This is a genomic window from Prochlorococcus sp. MIT 1223, from assembly GCF_034092465.1.
Taxonomy (GTDB): domain Bacteria; phylum Cyanobacteriota; class Cyanobacteriia; order PCC-6307; family Cyanobiaceae; genus AG-402-N21.
Map to the genome: position 1 here is coordinate 769,103 of NZ_CP139303.1, position 15,837 is coordinate 784,939.

The 15,837-nt window shown below is 37.6% G+C and carries 14 protein-coding genes; 3 read left to right on the top strand and 11 right to left on the bottom strand.

Annotated elements, in window-relative coordinates; translation table 11 throughout:
- Positions 1 to 56: 56 nt before the first annotated feature.
- The 3 genes from SOI85_RS04110 to era all read right to left on the bottom strand — a co-directional run bounded on the left by SOI85_RS04110 (position 57) and on the right by era (position 2,649).
- Entirely contained in the window at positions 57 to 791 is a 735-nt protein-coding gene (locus tag SOI85_RS04110; protein ID WP_320664962.1) for a class I SAM-dependent methyltransferase, read from the bottom strand.
- A gap of 113 nt (positions 792 to 904) precedes the next feature.
- Positions 905 to 1,696: a tRNA (guanosine(37)-N1)-methyltransferase TrmD gene (trmD, locus tag SOI85_RS04115; protein ID WP_320664963.1), complete on the bottom strand. Its 792-nt coding sequence runs from the start codon at positions 1,694 to 1,696 to the stop codon at positions 905 to 907.
- Between the two features lie 5 nt (positions 1,697 to 1,701).
- Complete coding sequence (gene era, locus SOI85_RS04120; RefSeq protein WP_320664964.1) at positions 1,702 to 2,649, bottom strand: GTPase Era; 948 nt, start codon at positions 2,647 to 2,649, stop codon at positions 1,702 to 1,704.
- Positions 2,650 to 2,696: 47 nt separating this feature from the next.
- On the opposite strand from era, the gene SOI85_RS04125 reads away from it, so the two are divergent.
- Positions 2,697 to 3,215: a hypothetical protein gene (locus SOI85_RS04125; protein ID WP_320664965.1), complete on the top strand. Its 519-nt coding sequence runs from the start codon at positions 2,697 to 2,699 to the stop codon at positions 3,213 to 3,215.
- Positions 3,216 to 3,267: 52 nt separating this feature from the next.
- On the opposite strand, the gene SOI85_RS04130 is transcribed toward SOI85_RS04125, so the two are convergent.
- The 5 genes from SOI85_RS04130 to SOI85_RS04150 form a co-directional block, all read right to left on the bottom strand.
- Positions 3,268 to 4,005, bottom strand: coding sequence for a Bax inhibitor-1 family protein (locus tag SOI85_RS04130; protein ID WP_320664966.1), 738 nt, complete (start codon positions 4,003 to 4,005; stop codon positions 3,268 to 3,270).
- A 71-nt stretch (positions 4,006 to 4,076) separates the two neighbouring features.
- Entirely contained in the window at positions 4,077 to 5,048 is a 972-nt protein-coding gene (locus SOI85_RS04135) for a PhoH family protein (RefSeq protein ID WP_320664967.1), read from the bottom strand.
- A gap of 5 nt (positions 5,049 to 5,053) precedes the next feature.
- The gene (gene rpsP, locus SOI85_RS04140) at positions 5,054 to 5,434 is read right to left on the bottom strand and encodes a 30S ribosomal protein S16 (RefSeq protein WP_320664968.1); all 381 of its coding nucleotides are present in this window, start codon (positions 5,432 to 5,434) and stop codon (positions 5,054 to 5,056) included.
- An 84-nt stretch (positions 5,435 to 5,518) separates the two neighbouring features.
- Positions 5,519 to 6,970, bottom strand: coding sequence for a signal recognition particle protein (gene ffh / locus SOI85_RS04145; protein WP_320664969.1), 1,452 nt, complete (start codon positions 6,968 to 6,970; stop codon positions 5,519 to 5,521).
- Between the two features lie 83 nt (positions 6,971 to 7,053).
- The gene (locus SOI85_RS04150) at positions 7,054 to 9,165 is read right to left on the bottom strand and encodes an IMS domain-containing protein (RefSeq protein WP_320664970.1); all 2,112 of its coding nucleotides are present in this window, start codon (positions 9,163 to 9,165) and stop codon (positions 7,054 to 7,056) included.
- A gap of 103 nt (positions 9,166 to 9,268) precedes the next feature.
- On the opposite strand from SOI85_RS04150, the gene pdhA reads away from it, so the two are divergent.
- Positions 9,269 to 10,360 carry a pyruvate dehydrogenase (acetyl-transferring) E1 component subunit alpha gene (gene pdhA / locus SOI85_RS04155; RefSeq protein ID WP_320665109.1) on the top strand — a complete coding sequence of 364 codons (1,092 nt, stop codon included), beginning with the start codon at positions 9,269 to 9,271 and terminating at the stop codon, positions 10,358 to 10,360.
- Between the two features lie 4 nt (positions 10,361 to 10,364).
- On the opposite strand, the gene SOI85_RS04160 is transcribed toward pdhA, so the two are convergent.
- A complete protein-coding gene (locus SOI85_RS04160) occupies positions 10,365 to 11,306 on the bottom strand; it encodes an RpoD/SigA family RNA polymerase sigma factor (protein ID WP_320664971.1) in 942 nt (313 codons plus the stop codon).
- 132 nt (positions 11,307 to 11,438) lie between these two features.
- Positions 11,439 to 13,016 carry an NAD(P)H-hydrate dehydratase gene (locus SOI85_RS04165; protein WP_320664972.1) on the bottom strand — a complete coding sequence of 526 codons (1,578 nt, stop codon included), beginning with the start codon at positions 13,014 to 13,016 and terminating at the stop codon, positions 11,439 to 11,441.
- 89 nt (positions 13,017 to 13,105) lie between these two features.
- Here SOI85_RS04165 and mnmA point away from each other — a divergent pair, with 89 nt between their 5' ends.
- Positions 13,106 to 14,275, top strand: a complete 1,170-nt coding sequence (gene mnmA, locus SOI85_RS04170) for a tRNA 2-thiouridine(34) synthase MnmA (protein WP_320664973.1) — start codon at positions 13,106 to 13,108, stop codon at positions 14,273 to 14,275.
- A 17-nt stretch (positions 14,276 to 14,292) separates the two neighbouring features.
- Here the strand turns inward: mnmA and SOI85_RS04175 are convergent, their stop codons facing one another.
- Entirely contained in the window at positions 14,293 to 15,786 is a 1,494-nt protein-coding gene (locus tag SOI85_RS04175) for an apolipoprotein N-acyltransferase (RefSeq protein ID WP_320664974.1), read from the bottom strand.
- Positions 15,787 to 15,837: the final 51 nt, after the last annotated feature.

Genomic DNA, 15,837 nt, shown 5'->3' on the forward strand with positions numbered 1-15,837 from the left:
ATATTCCTACTTGATATATTCCTACTTGATATATTTCTTCTTTGTAAGATTTTAAGTTAGAAGATCTTATCATTTTTAATATAGTGCATTAAAGTTAATGTTGGACTTATTTTTAATGTTTTTTCTTTTGTAAACCCTGCTCTCTTAATCATGAGCCGGTAAAAACGTGGATAATAATGCAGATTTTCTGCAATAACAAATATAAATCCTTTTCTTGTTATTCTATAAAGCTCATTGAAAATATTAAAATTTGGGTGCAAAAGTTCTATTGATGCAGTATACGTAATAGCATAATCATAAAAGTTATTTTTTGAATATTTTATGTAATTCTGCGCTAAGTTATGTTCAGCATATATACCACCTGCTTTATATTCATAACTATTTTTTAAAAGATTAATCGCACTTTTCATAATATCAAACCCTGATAAGTTGTTATAATTATTTCTTTTTAATTCTTTGAGGAATCTCCCTTGGTTACAGCAAATATCTAAAATTGCATCATTGGGATTCGTGTTAGATAAAACATAATTTATGAATTTCTTCTCATACTCATTTTCTATCTTTGCAAACCATTCTGTTTTATGAAGTATTTCATCTTCCCATATTGAAGCATCTTTATTATAAATTTCATTATATTTAAATAGTGGAAGTATAAAAGTATTTATAGGTTTCCTTATTAAGACAATAAATATATTATTATTGTAAAATAATTTATATATAGATTTGAAGGTTTTTCTAATTAAATTTAACTTGAAAAGCTTGTATTCATATATCCTATTAATTAAACCCATTTAAAAAAAAATTATCTTCTTTATTTTACACCTCCAGGAATTAAAAATAAGTAGAAAAAACACACCGGCAAAGGATTACTCACAGGGAAACAAAGTATTAGCAAAGAGTCTAGTCAATCCAACCAAGGATCATCAACTGGGTCGTATTCATTACTTTTAAGAAATTCAACACTACTAGTGCTAGTAAAATTTCTTTCCTTTTGAAAAGAAGGGTTTCTTAATAGCCATTTTTCATAAAGAGCTGGTCTTCTTATTTTCGTACGTTGTTCCTTTTGCTGATTCCTCCATTTAGAAATAGCTTGATGATCCCCGCTTTTTAGAACTTGAGGTACTTTCATTCCAAGGAACTCAGCAGGTCTAGTGTAATGAGGATGTTCCAAAAGACCGTCAACATGACTTTCTTCTAATAAAGACTCAGGAGCCCCCAAAGTTCCAGAGAGTAGTCTTGTAACTCCATTAATGATAGTTAATGCTGGCAATTCTCCGCCTGTAAGAACAAAGTCTCCTAGCGAAATTTCTTCTTCAGCCAAAGTTCTTATACGTTCATCAAATCCTTCATATTGTCCACAAATCAGAATCAATTGATCATGTTCTATTGACCATCTCTTTAAATCAGATTGAACAAGAGGAATCCCTTGAGGAGAAAGAATTAAAACTCTTTTTCTAGGTCTCTTTTTAATTGATTGGTATGCAGCAAATACTGGCTCTGGTTTAAGAACCATTCCAGCTCCTCCTCCATATGGTTCATCATCAACTTTGCGATAACGATCAGTCGCAAAATCTCGAGGATTATGAATATTTAATTGAGCTATCTTTTGAGAAAATGCTCTCCCAATAACACCTTGTTCAGATACCGATTCAAAGACCTTGGGTAAAAGAGTTACTACATCAAAGCAAAAAGTCATCTGATTTACTGCCCGTCATAACCCAATTCAGCCAAACGAGAAGGACTTTTCCTCCAATTAGGAACAACTTTTACGAAAAGCTCAAGATGCACAGGTCCATTTATCAATTTTTGCATTTGAATCCTTGCTGCACTTCCAATTACTTTGAGCATGCTTCCACCCTTCCCTATTAATATCCCTTTCTGAGTTTTTCTTTCTACTAAAACAGTAGCTAAAATTGCTGTACGCAAATTCTGCGAAGATTTTCCACCTTTTACAAAGTTTTCGTCAACTCTGTCAATAACAACAGCCACGCTATGAGGAATCTCTTCACGGGTATTAAACAACACTTGTTCACGAATCAACTCAGCAAGGAGAATCTTTTCTGGTTGATCAGAAACCATATTTGACGGATAAAGATGAGGACCTAGAGGTAATAGTCCTGAAATATGTTCAACAAGTTGATTACAACCGTTACCATTAATTGCACTACAGCTAAACATTGGCCAAGAAGGGTTTGGGAGGAAAGATCTGTATTCTTTTTCTCTAGCTTCAAAATAGCTGTTTTCAACTAAGTCAGATTTATTCAAGGCAAATAAGACTGGGTTTTTTTGACCTTTCAATAATTCAATAATGAAAGCATCTCCTTTGCCAGGAGGAGATGATGCATCAAAGATAACAACGACAAGATCTACCTCAGCAATTGAACCTCTTGCGCTTTGAACCAATCTTTTGCCAAGCAAGTGATGCGGTTTATGAATCCCGGGTGTATCTACAATTACTAATTGAGCTTTAGGTGTAGTTAAAATTGCTCTGAGTCTATTTCTTGTCGTTTGTGCTACAGGTGAAGTTATTGAAACTTTTTCACCAACCAACTGATTGACCAAAGTTGACTTTCCCACATTCGGTCTTCCAATTAGGGCAATAAAACCAGACCTAAAATCTTTTTTGGCAAAGTGCTCATGTTTATTCATTAAAAGACTCTCCATCTCTAGCCTTAAAAAAGGTATTAGCTAAAGCCATGAGCGAGAAAAAGCCAAGTTTTGAGCAGGCAATGAATGTCGCAAGTTTGTGGTGCAATTCTTGGGAGAAAGGAAGTCTTAGTGACGAAGTTCTCGCAGATAGAATAGCTGAACTTGTTGCAACAAAAATTGGCGCGAGAGGGTTTTTGGTAATAGCTCTCTCAAGTGACTGTCCTTTAATGGATAGACTTCCAGATCCTATTGTTTTCCAATTAAGGAAAGCAGGTGAATTAATAGTCGAGTTAACTGTGAAAAATTTAGTTATGAGTAGTGCCATGTCATTGCATCATAAAAATCAAGGAGATAAAGAACTCTCATTGAAGTCAGAACGAATAACCGCAAGATGTACTGATCTTCTAAGATCACTTGAGCCAAATATTGTAAAAAAACACTTGGAAAGTTTTCTTGAAGCTACTGAAGGGAGAGGAGATCAAGTCAGATTTCTTGAAAATTGGCACTATTCAGAAGAGCAAAAATTAGAGATTGCAATAAGCATAAATTCCATTGCAACCAATTAAAAAGGAGGTCGAAAATATCAACCTCCTTTTAGAAAATTAAATTAAATCTTTTTCAATCTCTTCTACCACCGCCTTGAAGTGCGATCATAAGACGAAGAATAAATACAAATAAGTTTATATAAGTTAGGTACATTCCAAGAGCACCTGCAAGATACTGTTCATCGTTATATCTTCGTGGCATTGTGTAAAAGTCTACAAAAGACATTCCGACAAAAAGAACAGTTCCAAATCCTGCAATTATCAACTCAAGTCCGCTTCCTCCAAACATTCCTGGAGCAAAAATCCCACCAATCAACTGAAAGACCATTGCGATAATTAGACCTATTAAGCCAAGACCAACTACACCACTTAAGGCTTGTCCAACACTATCGCTCATTTTTCTGCCTACATTTGAGGCAATAGCAAAGGTTATACCTGTTGCAAAAGCTGCAGTCCCAACCGCTCCAATGCCAACGGTTCCAATTGCAAGCGCCACAATTCCACTTAAGGTAAAGCCAGTCAGAAGACTAAAAGCAGTTAAAAGAGGAAGAGCTTTTTCGTTATTGGAATTATTCGCGGCGCTAGAAGCCATGAAGAATAACACCAACTCTCCTATAAAAGCTGCAAAGAATAGTGGCTGAAATAACGCGGGATTAGAAGACATTATTGAGAGTCCTCCAATAACGCCTAATGCCGTAACTACCATCCCGCCTCCAACGTACGGGAGGGCTTTATTTACTACATTTGGACCAACGAGTGCACTCGATTGTGCATCTCGTATAGCCTGCTGAAAATTACTGCTGGCTGGCATAGTAAACCGTCTAACTAGTAATACTTTGCCAGAAAAATCTTAAATAATGCAGTTTATTAGTGCGGATCTCCTCATTGCTTAACTCTCTTTTCGTAAGCATCTACAACTTTTTGAACTAAATGATGGCGAACAACATCGGAAGAAGTCAACCTACAAATAGCTATTCCATCAATATTATCAAGAACTTTTATTGCCTCAACAAGGCCACTTAATTGCCCAGAGGGTAGATCAATTTGAGTAATATCTCCAGTAACAACCATTCTGGATCGTTCACCCAATCTTGTAAGAGCCATCCTCATTTGAGCCGAAGTGGTGTTTTGAGCTTCATCCAGAATTACAAAGGCGTCATCAAGAGTTCTTCCTCGCATATAAGCTAAAGGTGCGACTTCAATAGTTCCTTTCTCAAGCAAATTTGTAGTTTTTTCTAATCCAAATAACGTATGTAAAGCGTCATATAAAGGTCTGAGATAAGGGTCTACTTTTTGCTGTAGGTCTCCTGGCAGAAAACCTAATCTTTCTCCAGCCTCTACAGCAGGTCGTGTAAGGATAATTCTTTGAATCTTTCTTTCAGTCAGCATTCTGACTGCAAGAACAGTTGCTAAAAAGGTTTTCCCTGTGCCTGCTGGTCCTAATGAAAAAGTTAGATCGTTTTTTTCCATAGCGTCCAAATAAGCCTTTTGCCTAAGTGTCCTTGGACGCAATAATTTACCTCTATCTCCGCGCGCAATTATCTGATTCCCTAATTCAAGATGGTCTTCCTTTTTTCCTGTATCAAGAGAAATTAAAGCAGCTTCTAAATCAATTCGAGAAATAGTTTGTCCTTCTGCCCAAAGAGGTCTAATAAGCTCAATCAATCCAGCTGCTCTCTCTAATTTAGAAGAAGGTCCGCTAATTTCTAGCTGTAATCCTCTCATTACAACACTTGCACCAGTTAGTGCTTCAATTCTTTTTAGTGTCTTTTGTCCAGCTCCTGCTAAAGCATTTGCAGCATCAGAATCAGGAAGAGGTAGTTGGAAGCGACCAGTTGAGGTGGCTTCAAGCATCGATATTATTCAGCTGAAGCATCTTTTGAAACGCTTGAATCATCAACCTTTTCTTGAGAGTTTTTTTCTCCCAAAGTTTTTTGTTCTTTAGCAATTTGCCTGGCCTTTTCCTGATTAGCTTTACCAACAATTTCGGCTGGACGAATTTTCTTTTCCAGCAATCCTCCCTTCTCTAAGAGAGTTCTTACGGCTTCTGTTGGCTGAGCTCCTTGGCTCAATCTCAATCTAAGCGCTTCTGTATCAAGTCTTGTTTCTTTAGTTCTTGGATTATAAAAGCCCAATTCTTGCAGAGGGCGTCCATCACGACGAGAAGTACTGTTACAAGCAACTAAACGGAAACTCGCTTCCCGCTTCTTCCCAAACCGCTTTAGGCGGAGCTTAATCATCTTTGCTTATCTTATAAAAGGACTGAAGTTAGTAGAAAGTGGATTAATTCCACTTACTATTTTTAATTTTAGCTTGCTAAGGGATCAAAGGTCACCAAATCCCTTTTTTTTCTTGACTGGACGTTTCCTCCTAGAAGATCCTCCTCCACCTCCCCTAGATTGAAATTGATTTGCACCCATACCTCCCATGCCAGGCATTCCTCCCATGCCAGGCATCCCTCCCATGCCAGGCATTCCTCCTCCACTAGAAAGCTGCTTCATAAGTCCTCTCATTTTCTGAAAATCAGCTAAAACCTTTTCTACATCTGCAGATTGATGGCCACTCCCAATTGCGATTCGCTTTCTTCTAGAAGGCTGAGCCGCAAGAAGTTCAGGTTTATTACGTTCTTCCTGAGTCATTGAGCCAATCATTGCCTCAATACGCTTTAACTGATCCTCACCACTCTTAATCATTCCATCGTCAATTTTATTCATTCCAGGAATCATTTTGACTAAGCCACCTAACGAGCCCATTCTCTTTATTAACCTCATTTGCTTAACAAAATCTGAAAAGTCAAAAGATGCCTCCTGTAATTTTTTCTGCATCAACTCTGCATCAGCTAGCTCTACTTCCTTTTGAGCTTTCTCAACAAGAGTCAGCACATCTCCCATTCCAAGAATGCGGCTAGCCATTCTTTCTGGATGAAACGGTTGAAGTGCCTCTACCTTTTCTCCTGTTCCAATAAATTTAATAGGCTGGCCACTTATTTTTTTTATTGATAAAGCAGCTCCTCCTCTTGAATCTCCGTCAAGCTTTGTTAAAACCGCTCCTGTAATGCCTACTTTTTCATGAAAAGAGCTCGTTAAGTTGGCAGCCTCCTGGCCAATCATCGAGTCAACGACTAAAAGTACTTCATGAGGTTCAACAGCATTTCTTATTCGAACCATTTCATCCATCATTGCCGTATCTATTTGCAGTCTTCCAGCCGTATCAACTAATACTGTGTCAAAACCTTCTTCTCTAGCTTTTTTCAACCCTGCCGAAGCGATTTCCTCAGGCTTAAGGTCTATGCCTAGACTAAATACATCAACATCAATCTGAGCTCCCAAAGTAATTAATTGATCAATAGCTGCAGGTCTATAAACATCTGCTGCCACCATAAGTATTCTTTTTCCTTGATCTTTTAAATAAAGTCCAAGCTTTGCTGTGGCTGTTGTCTTTCCAGCTCCTTGCAATCCAGCCATCAAAACCACTGTGGGAGCATCTTTAATGCTCGCAAGTGGAGCATTTTCTCCTCCCATAACATCAACAAGTTGTTGATGTACAACTTGGATGAATTTCTGGTCTGGATTTACACCTCTTACGACCTCTTCTCCTATGGCTTTCCCCCTAACTTCCTCTACAAACTCCTTAACAACAGAAATACTTACATCTGCTTCCAAAAGGGCTCTTCTAACCTGCTTAAGAGCATCTTCAACATTATTCTCATTAATTTTAGCTTCTCCTCTTAATGCTTTTACGGCATCTTCAAATCGATTGGAAAGTTCATCAAACATCTTATTTTAAATAAGCAAAGAATCTTTTAAACCAATACTAAGTAATAACTGGGAGAACTTATTATAAAAAAAAATAAAGAAACCTAAAGCCCACTAACATAATCAACTAATTGCCATAAATCTTTTTCTCTGCCAAGAATATATTGAACTTTTAAAGAAGGTATAACCGTTTCCGAGATACTCTCTCCAGAGCGATTTATTCTCTTATCCTCATAATTTAAGTCGACTTGAACGGCTATTCGCTTATTCGAGCGTGAAACAATTTTAATTGATTTAACAGAAGCATTTATAATTTGCTTTTGCCCTAAAGAAATATCTTTAGAGCGCTCCATATCAACTCTTTTTGCAAGATTTTCCCTTGCAAACTTAGAAAAATCTACATCTTTTCCACCTGAAAGTATAGTTGATTTAGCATAGAGCCATTCTTCTATTAATTTCTTTACTTGCTCAACAGATGGGGTTTCACTTATTAAAGGTTTAAATTTTTGATCATTAGTTTTAATTTTGACTTGAGAAGGATTTAATGTTTCTCCTTTATTCTTAATTTTACTCTTATTAATAATAAGATCCTCTTTTAAGGTGATCTTATTATTAATTTCCTTATCAAGTGATTTCATAACTTTTGTTTTTGAAAATTCCTTGATATTCGAACCATTATTTGACTTTAGATTTAGATTAACTAACCCTATTAATGTTCCTGCAAAGAATAATGCAAAAAATACAATGACAGAAGTTGAACGGGGATTACGAATAAGTCTTGATCTAATTTCAGCAACACTTAAATTCGAAATATTAATTCTAATTGAATCAACTAAATCAGTTAGATCAAAAACCTTTTCTAACAAGCCATTCTCTGAGGTTTCATCCAATGAAGAATTTAATTCCTCTACTGTATCTGTTAAGCCTCCTGGCATTGGCAAGGAACCTTCTGATTCACTAGTTTCTTGAAGTGAGATTGATCCTGATTTTTCAGGTGTTAAAGATGAAATAAAAGTTCTTCCTGCTCTAGCTAATCCCCTTGCTCCTTTTGAATCTAATTGTTCTAGATATTCCTGAACATTCTGATCAGAAAACCAGGCATCCAAGTCTGGGTAAATATTCTGAATATCTCTAAAACTCCTTAAGACATCATTTTGAAGCCAATTTCTACAATAATGACAAAATGCTGCTAACTCTTCGCCAGGGTAATTATCAAGCCATTCTTTTAATTCAGGATCATTACTACTTCTAAAACGTGCCTGAGCTTGTTTAATGTCGCCTAAAAGCAAGTCAATACAACCAATTAAAGGCATCGGGTCTAGGCCCTCATAATTAAGAGCTTTTAAATATTTCCTGGCTTCTTGCAAATGGTCAGGTCTTTTAAACGTAAATCCTGAGGCAACTAAGGAGATTGACGATAAGAACCCTGCATCTACAGAGCCCTGCCTATATAAATTAATAAACAAATCAATTTGCTCTTGTACTGTTAAGAAGGATCTGATTTGTTGAAAGAAGAGCTCAAAGTCTCCTTGTTTCAAACCTCCAAAGTTTCTAATTTTTCCTCTCCCCTCAAGCCCGCCTCTCTTAGCAATAAAAGACTCTAATAAATTCAGTCCTACTTGATGCGAATGAGTATCATCAAGCTCTCTGCTTAACAAGTCTAGGATTCTAAAAGGAAGAAGCAACTCAAGATCCTCCTCTAGCAATTGTTGCTGCTCAGGAAGTTTTCCCATCCTTTGAAGCAACTGGATACCTTCCTGCAAAATTTCTGCAGCAAATTCATAATGCCTTTGTTCTTGTTGATGCATTGATGCATCACGACAAGACAAAGCCGCTAACAGGGCTAAGTCAGCCTCTCTTCCGCTCCCTAGAGCTGGAGTTTGAGGGGGTTGCAAAGATTTTCTCGCAAGATTAAACGCCTCTTGTGGGAAATCAGCTTCCCAAAGAAGAATTAATCCAGCCACCTCTCTGTTGGAAGACAAATCCAAACCAGAAGCACCAAGAGAAATTGCATTCTCGTATTCCTTTCTCTGAGATCCATCCGAAAGGAGGTCTGCAGACAAACGAAGGAGCTCAGATCTTTGAGATAGAACTTCATTTGTGAAGTCCTGATCTGGGATGCGATCTAATCGCAGTTGAAAAACTCTCAGGATTTCTTCCGCCTCAGCAGAGGGGGAAACACCCAGCAAGCGGAAATGATCGATCGGTAATTCCAATCATTATTAAGCCATTAGATAAAAACTCTAGGCATTGGAAGGGGTTCTGCCCATTTTTAATCCATATGCGCTTACAGTCGTATACGGAATAAGAAGATTTGACATGAGTCAGACATCAACAACAGCCCCTAACGGGGCAGCCAACATCCCTTCTGCAGCAGGGGATCACGCCGAAAGAATAAGCGGAATAAAGTCACAAAAGTCCTCAGATCTCAATCGTGAAATTGGTCTAAATCTTTTTAAAGATATGACTCTTGGAAGAAGATTTGAAGATAAATGTGCAGAAATGTATTACAGAGGAAAGATGTTTGGGTTTGTTCATCTTTACAACGGTCAAGAAGCTGTAAGCACAGGCGTAATTGGCGCAATGAAAAGACAGCATGATTGGTTTTGTAGTACCTATCGAGATCATGTCCATGCTTTAAGTGCAGGAGTTCCTGCTCGTGAGGTCATGAGCGAACTTTTTGGAAAAGAGACTGGATGTAGTAAAGGACGTGGTGGATCTATGCACCTTTTCTCTAAAGAACATCACTTATTAGGTGGCTATGCATTTATAGGAGAAGGTATTCCAGTAGCGCTTGGAGCAGCATTTAGCAGTAAATACAAAAGAGATGCTCTTGGTGAAAAATCCAGCGATTCTGTCACTGCAGCATTCTTTGGTGACGGGACTTGTAACAATGGTCAATTTTTTGAATGCTTAAACATGGCCCAACTTTGGAAACTGCCGATCATTTTCGTCGTAGAAAATAATAAATGGGCTATAGGAATGGCTCATGACAGAGCTACTAGTGATCCTGAGATCTGGAGGAAGGCAGATGCTTTTGGGATGAAAGGAGAGGAAGTGGACGGAATGGATGTTCTTGCTGTCAGAGGAGCTGCTCAGCGAGCTCTTGAGAGAGCAAGAGCCGGCGAAGGACCTACTTTGCTCGAATGCTTAACTTATAGATTCAGAGGGCACTCACTTGCTGATCCAGACGAACTTAGATCAGCAGAAGAGAAGGAATTCTGGGCAACTAGAGACCCTTTAAAAAAGCTCGAGTCTGATCTAATAGATCTTGGAATAGCTTCATTAAATGATTTAAGAGAAATAGAAAAGGAAATCGATACCGAAGTCAAAGACGCTATTGAATTTGCTTTAAGCGCACCCGAGCCAAAGCCAGAAGAACTAACAAATTACATTTGGGCAGAGAGTTAAAAAACTAAATTCCACTAGGAAGCTTTCTTGTTAAATTTCTCAATTTTCTAAGCGCCTTTAGCTCAACTTGACGGACCCTTTCTCTAGATACTTGCAATAATCTGCCTATTTCAGCAAGGGTATGTCTCTCATTACCTTCGAGTCCAAACCTAAGCCTAATAACATGTTGTTCTTGTTCACTTAAGTGACTTAACCAACGACCCAATTGCTCTTGGTGAATCCTCTGTTCAACTTTGTCTAGAGGCTCCTCTAAAGAACTATCAGCAATTAAATCCCCCAAAAAGCTACGACCTTCATCACCATTTACTGGCGCGTCAAGGCTACTTGTAGTTAAAGCTTGTCTAAGGATTGAATCAAGCTCTTCTACCTCTATCTCCATAGCTTCTGCAATCTCTAACCGGCTTGGCATTGCCCCTAATTTATGGGCCAAATCCAAACTAACCTTTCTAATAGTTGCCAATCTTTCACTTAAATGAACAGGTAATCGAATTGTTCGTGATTGACAGGCTATTGCTCTAGTCATACTTTGCCTTATCCACCAAAAAGCATAAGTCGAAAACTTATAGCCTCTGGTTGGATCAAATTTCTCTACCGCTCTCTCCAATCCTAAAGATCCTTCTTGAACAAGATCAAGCAATTCAAGCCCTTTACCTTGATATTTTTTAGCCACACTTACAACTAAACGAAGATTTGCCTTCATCATTCTTTCTTTTGCTCTTCTGCCAAGTCGAATTAATCGACGTTGGTGAGAAGTAAATTCATCACTTTTTTCATCCTTCGTTCCATCTTCAGTTAAACCCATCATTGTCTGGACCTGGTTCCCTAATTCAATTTCCTCAGCAGGGGTCAATAACGGTACCCTTCCAATCGTCGATAAATACCAACTAATTGGGTCACTACTCCGGCGTTTTTGAGATACAACCGGCTTGGGAGCTGATGAGACCATATTTTTCTTCGCTCCATTTAGATGACAGTGACTCTCCTACAAAAAATCGAAAAGACGTCATAGCTTCAAAAAGGCTTCAGATTCATGATAAAAAAACTCAACATTTGGCCCCAAATAGGCCATTTAAGGCCCTTAAATGTCTCTTTCAAGATATTTAGTGAAGTTGAGGTCTCTTACATAACTTGCTAAAAAGCTCGTTATTGAGTTTGCATTTGATCCTTCAGGACAATTTTTTGCAGCTTCTGCGTGAACAAGAATTGAGGCAGCAATGATATCCCAATCAAACTTTTTAGAGCTTGCATATTCAATAGAGCCGACTCCTGCTAAGAATCCAGCCAAAATGTCTCCTAAGCCTGCTCTGGCTGTCCATGGGGCTGTACCAATTATTTGCCAAGTTTTTCCAGATGGGGCCGAAAAAACAGAATGAGCACCTTTAAGTAAAACTCCTGCACCACTATTTAATGCGACTTGCCTAGCAGCATCAAGAGCATCAGAATAATCTAAACTTCCAAAAAGCCTTCTGAATTCATATATATGAGGAGTAATTAATGATGGGCCCTTTCTTTTCTGAAACCATTCAAAACTTTTATTTAAAAGTGCTATTTGATTTAAAGCATCTGCATCAAGAACAATTAAGCCCAAAAATTCCTGCAATTTTTCTGATAAAACATCCCAACTATCTTCTGTAGAAATTCCCAATCCCGGTCCTATAAGCAAGGCATCGAATTGATCTATATTTATTTGCTCAATAAAATTTCCTATAGAAGAAGATTTATTCGAAGACTCCTCCAATACCCCTGCTAAAACAACTTCAGGCATATAAGGAGCAAACATATTAGCAATAATTTCTGGTAAAGCCGCTTGAATACTCCCAGCACCGCTAGCCAATGCTCCTCTCATTGATAGAAAAGATGCACCCATATATTTTCTGCTCCCAGAAATAACTAAAACCCTTCCTCGTTGATATTTCGATGCAGTTGGAGAAGCAAATGGCCATGCAAGCTCAACAAGATCCGAAGAAGAGATTTTTAGAGGTAATTGATCAAATAATTTATTTATAGATTTGCTATCAATTCCAATGTCAATTCTCTTCAAAATACCTACATAAGGAACGGCTTGATCTTGAAGCAAACCTCTTTTCAATAAACCAACAGTCAAGGTAAAACGTGCACATGCCGCGCCACCTTTGAATGGCTTTCCAGTATCTGAACAAATTCCAGAAGGGATATCCAGACTTACAAGTTTATTAGGACATTCTTTTTCTCTAGCTTTAAATAAATCAGCAAGATCTTTAGGCAAATCTCTTGATTGCCCCAAGCCAAAAACAGCATCAATCCATAAAGATTGATTAGAAATCTCTGGGGGGGTTTTTAAGCATCTAATACCAATAGATAAAGAATAAGAAAGCAGATTCTTGGTTAATTTTTTTTTCAATGGTATAGGGCACCAAATAGATACATCTATTCCGGCTAAGTGCAATTCTCGAGCAACAACTAAACCATCACCTCCGTTATGCCCTGGGCCAATCAAAACAAAAACACCATTAGAAAGAAGGTTAGGATTTTTTAAAAACCATCTAGTCATTAACTGTCCGACTTTCTCCATTAAAGATTCTTCGGGAAGTCCGCTAGATAGGATTTGATTCTCTAAGATCTTCATCTGTTCTGCAGACACAATCAAATGATCAGAATCTCTTTTAGGCCAATTCACTGCAAGTCAGTCTTCATAGATACTTTCAAGTCAATCAGGAACTAAGTCCAATGCCAATATTCAAATAGAATCCTATATATATTTAGTACATGAATAATGTCAAAACCACCAATTCTGAAGCAATCAAAAGATTAGAACGTTTGCAAGGAGAGCATTTAATTGCTGTTGGACTTTCAGGAGGAGTTGATAGTTCTTTAACTGCAGCGCTTTTAGTCGAAGCAGGATGGGAGGTAGAAGGTTTAACACTATGGCTTTTAAAAGGACAAGGCTCATGCTGCTCAGATGGTTTAATTGATGCTGCTGGCATCTGTGAACAACTAGGAATTAAACATCATGTAGTGGATGCAAGAGAAACTTTCAAAAGAGAAATTATTGAAAGACTTATAAATGGCTATCAAGAAGGAATAACTCCATCACCTTGTTCACAATGCAATCGATCAGTAAAGTTCTCTGAGATGCTTCATTGGGCTAAATCAAATTTAAATTTCAAAAGAGTCGCTACTGGGCATTATGCAAGAATAAAATATGCAAATGATACTTATAACTTTTCATTTAAATCTGGAAATAAAAAGCATAAGCTTTTAAGAGGACTAGATAGGAATAAAGATCAAAGTTACTTTTTATATGATCTCTCTCAATCTGTTCTAGAAAATGTTGTTTTTCCTCTTGGTGAGTTAACAAAAGAAGAAACAAGGGAGATGGCTTCAAAGTATGGATTACGTACTGCGCAAAAGCCAGAAAGCCAAGATCTATGTCTTTCTGAGCACCATGGTTCGATGAAAGCTTTTCTTGACAATTATCTACCTGAAAGGAAAGGAGAAATAGTACTCAAAGATGGAACACTCGTTGGAGAGCATGATGGGATTGAACATTTCACAATTGGGCAAAGGAGAGGGCTTGGAGTGTCTTGGAAAACACCACTTCATGTAATAAAGCTAGACTCTTCTATGAATAGAGTTGTTGTAGGTCCAAGAGCTGAAGCCGGGAAATCAAGCTGCACTGTTGGGAAAGTTAATTGGGTATCAATTTCCCCTCCAGAAGAATCAATTGATATTGAAGTTCAATTACGTTATAGAAGCCTTCCTATACTTGCATCCTTAACCCCTATAAAGCCATTAGAGAAAGATATCGAAGATAGTCGGCCATACCGTTGTGAAGTTTTTTTTAAAGAGGAACAGTTTTCAATTACACCTGGACAAGCAGCGGTTTTTTATTCAGGCGAAGTTCTTCTAGGAGGAGGTTTAATTGAAAAAGATTAATAACTTATTTCTAAGAGTTAATCTCTTAATTCTAAATAAATAACAGTAATTAGACTCACTAAAAAAATAATTATCAAGAGTGCATCACCATGCCTTGAATATAGTGTTTTAACCTTTCGTAAAGAAACTTTAGTAACAGCAACTTCATCCTTAAAAGGTTGAGATATATATTGTACTTTTCCAGAACTTTGAATTAAAGAAGTCGGTCCTGTATTAGATACGCTTATTAGATCTCTAGCAGTCTCAATACTTCTTACTTGTGCTAAAGAAAGATATTGCTTCTGAAGAGATATTGGAAAAGGATCAAGATTTGCCAAAGCTATTATCCATTCGCCTCCTTCATTAGAAGCTTTTGCTAAGGCTTTTCCATCACTTAACTCATAACAAATTGCGCCTGCTGCAGAAGGACCATTCCAAATGAATAATCTAGAAGAACCTCCAGGATCCAATCCTCCAACAGCCGACAAACCAGTCTGAGAAAGGAATGGCAAATTTGGCACCCATTCTCCTAAAGGAACTAAACGATGTTTATCAAGAGATTTCGAGAATTTCGTGTCTCCTTTATCAATAGCGAGTAATGAACTTCTCTGACTACCTTCTATTAATCTAAAACCGCCTGTTAAAAAATCAATTGGTGCTGGAGCAATCAAATTTTGATTTAAAGGCAACGTACCTTCTGGGGCCAGTAAAATGGAGGCACCAAGGCCTTCAGCAGTTGCTAAAGATGATTGAATGTCTTGAGGAAGGCGCGCAAGATTGTTTTTACTGAATTTATCTCTAATGGGAATATCAGTTTGCCAGGTAGCGACAGAAATTGATTTACCAATAATTTCTTGATTCAATAAGCTCCATCCCAAAAAATGGCCCATAAATAAAGAAATCATTCCAAAAACTATTAAATTTTTAGCTCTTCTTAAATTTTGAAAACATAGAATTATTTGCCATAACCACCAACCAATAAGAAGTTGCAGAAAAGCCAGCCCACCAGATCCAATCCATCTAGATAAGCCTGCTAAAAAAAGATCACCCGGGAGCAGACTTGATCCAATCCCTATCCAAAACAAAGGAGATTGAGAAAGCAAAGTCTCTGTAATTCCCCAAATACTTGCAAAAAAAGTCGCATAGAAAATTTGTTTTTTAAACGGCAGGTATAAATTTGGCTCGCGGTATATTTTTATCCTTAAAAACGACCAAGAACATACAAGAGCCGCTCCGCACAATCCACAAAAAAGCCAAATCAGAATTGCAATTAGCAAGCTAAGGAAAGATGGTATGCCTATCCAAGAGAGTGGGTGCAATGCTAATAGCCATTTATGACTAATAAGGACTGCAAAACCACCCCATAAAAAACCAGAAGAAGAGTATTTTGTAGCCGCCCAAAGAGAGGTAATAGCAAATGGCATAAAAAAGCCATAAGGTGAGCCAAGAATCAAACCAGCGAGAATCCCTCCTATTGAGGCTTGAGCAGAAGAGAAAAAACGTTCTTTGGAAATATTAATTTTATAAAACATTAATAACTGGAACATTCTCTGAGAGAATTACTTTGGTATGAAACATGGATT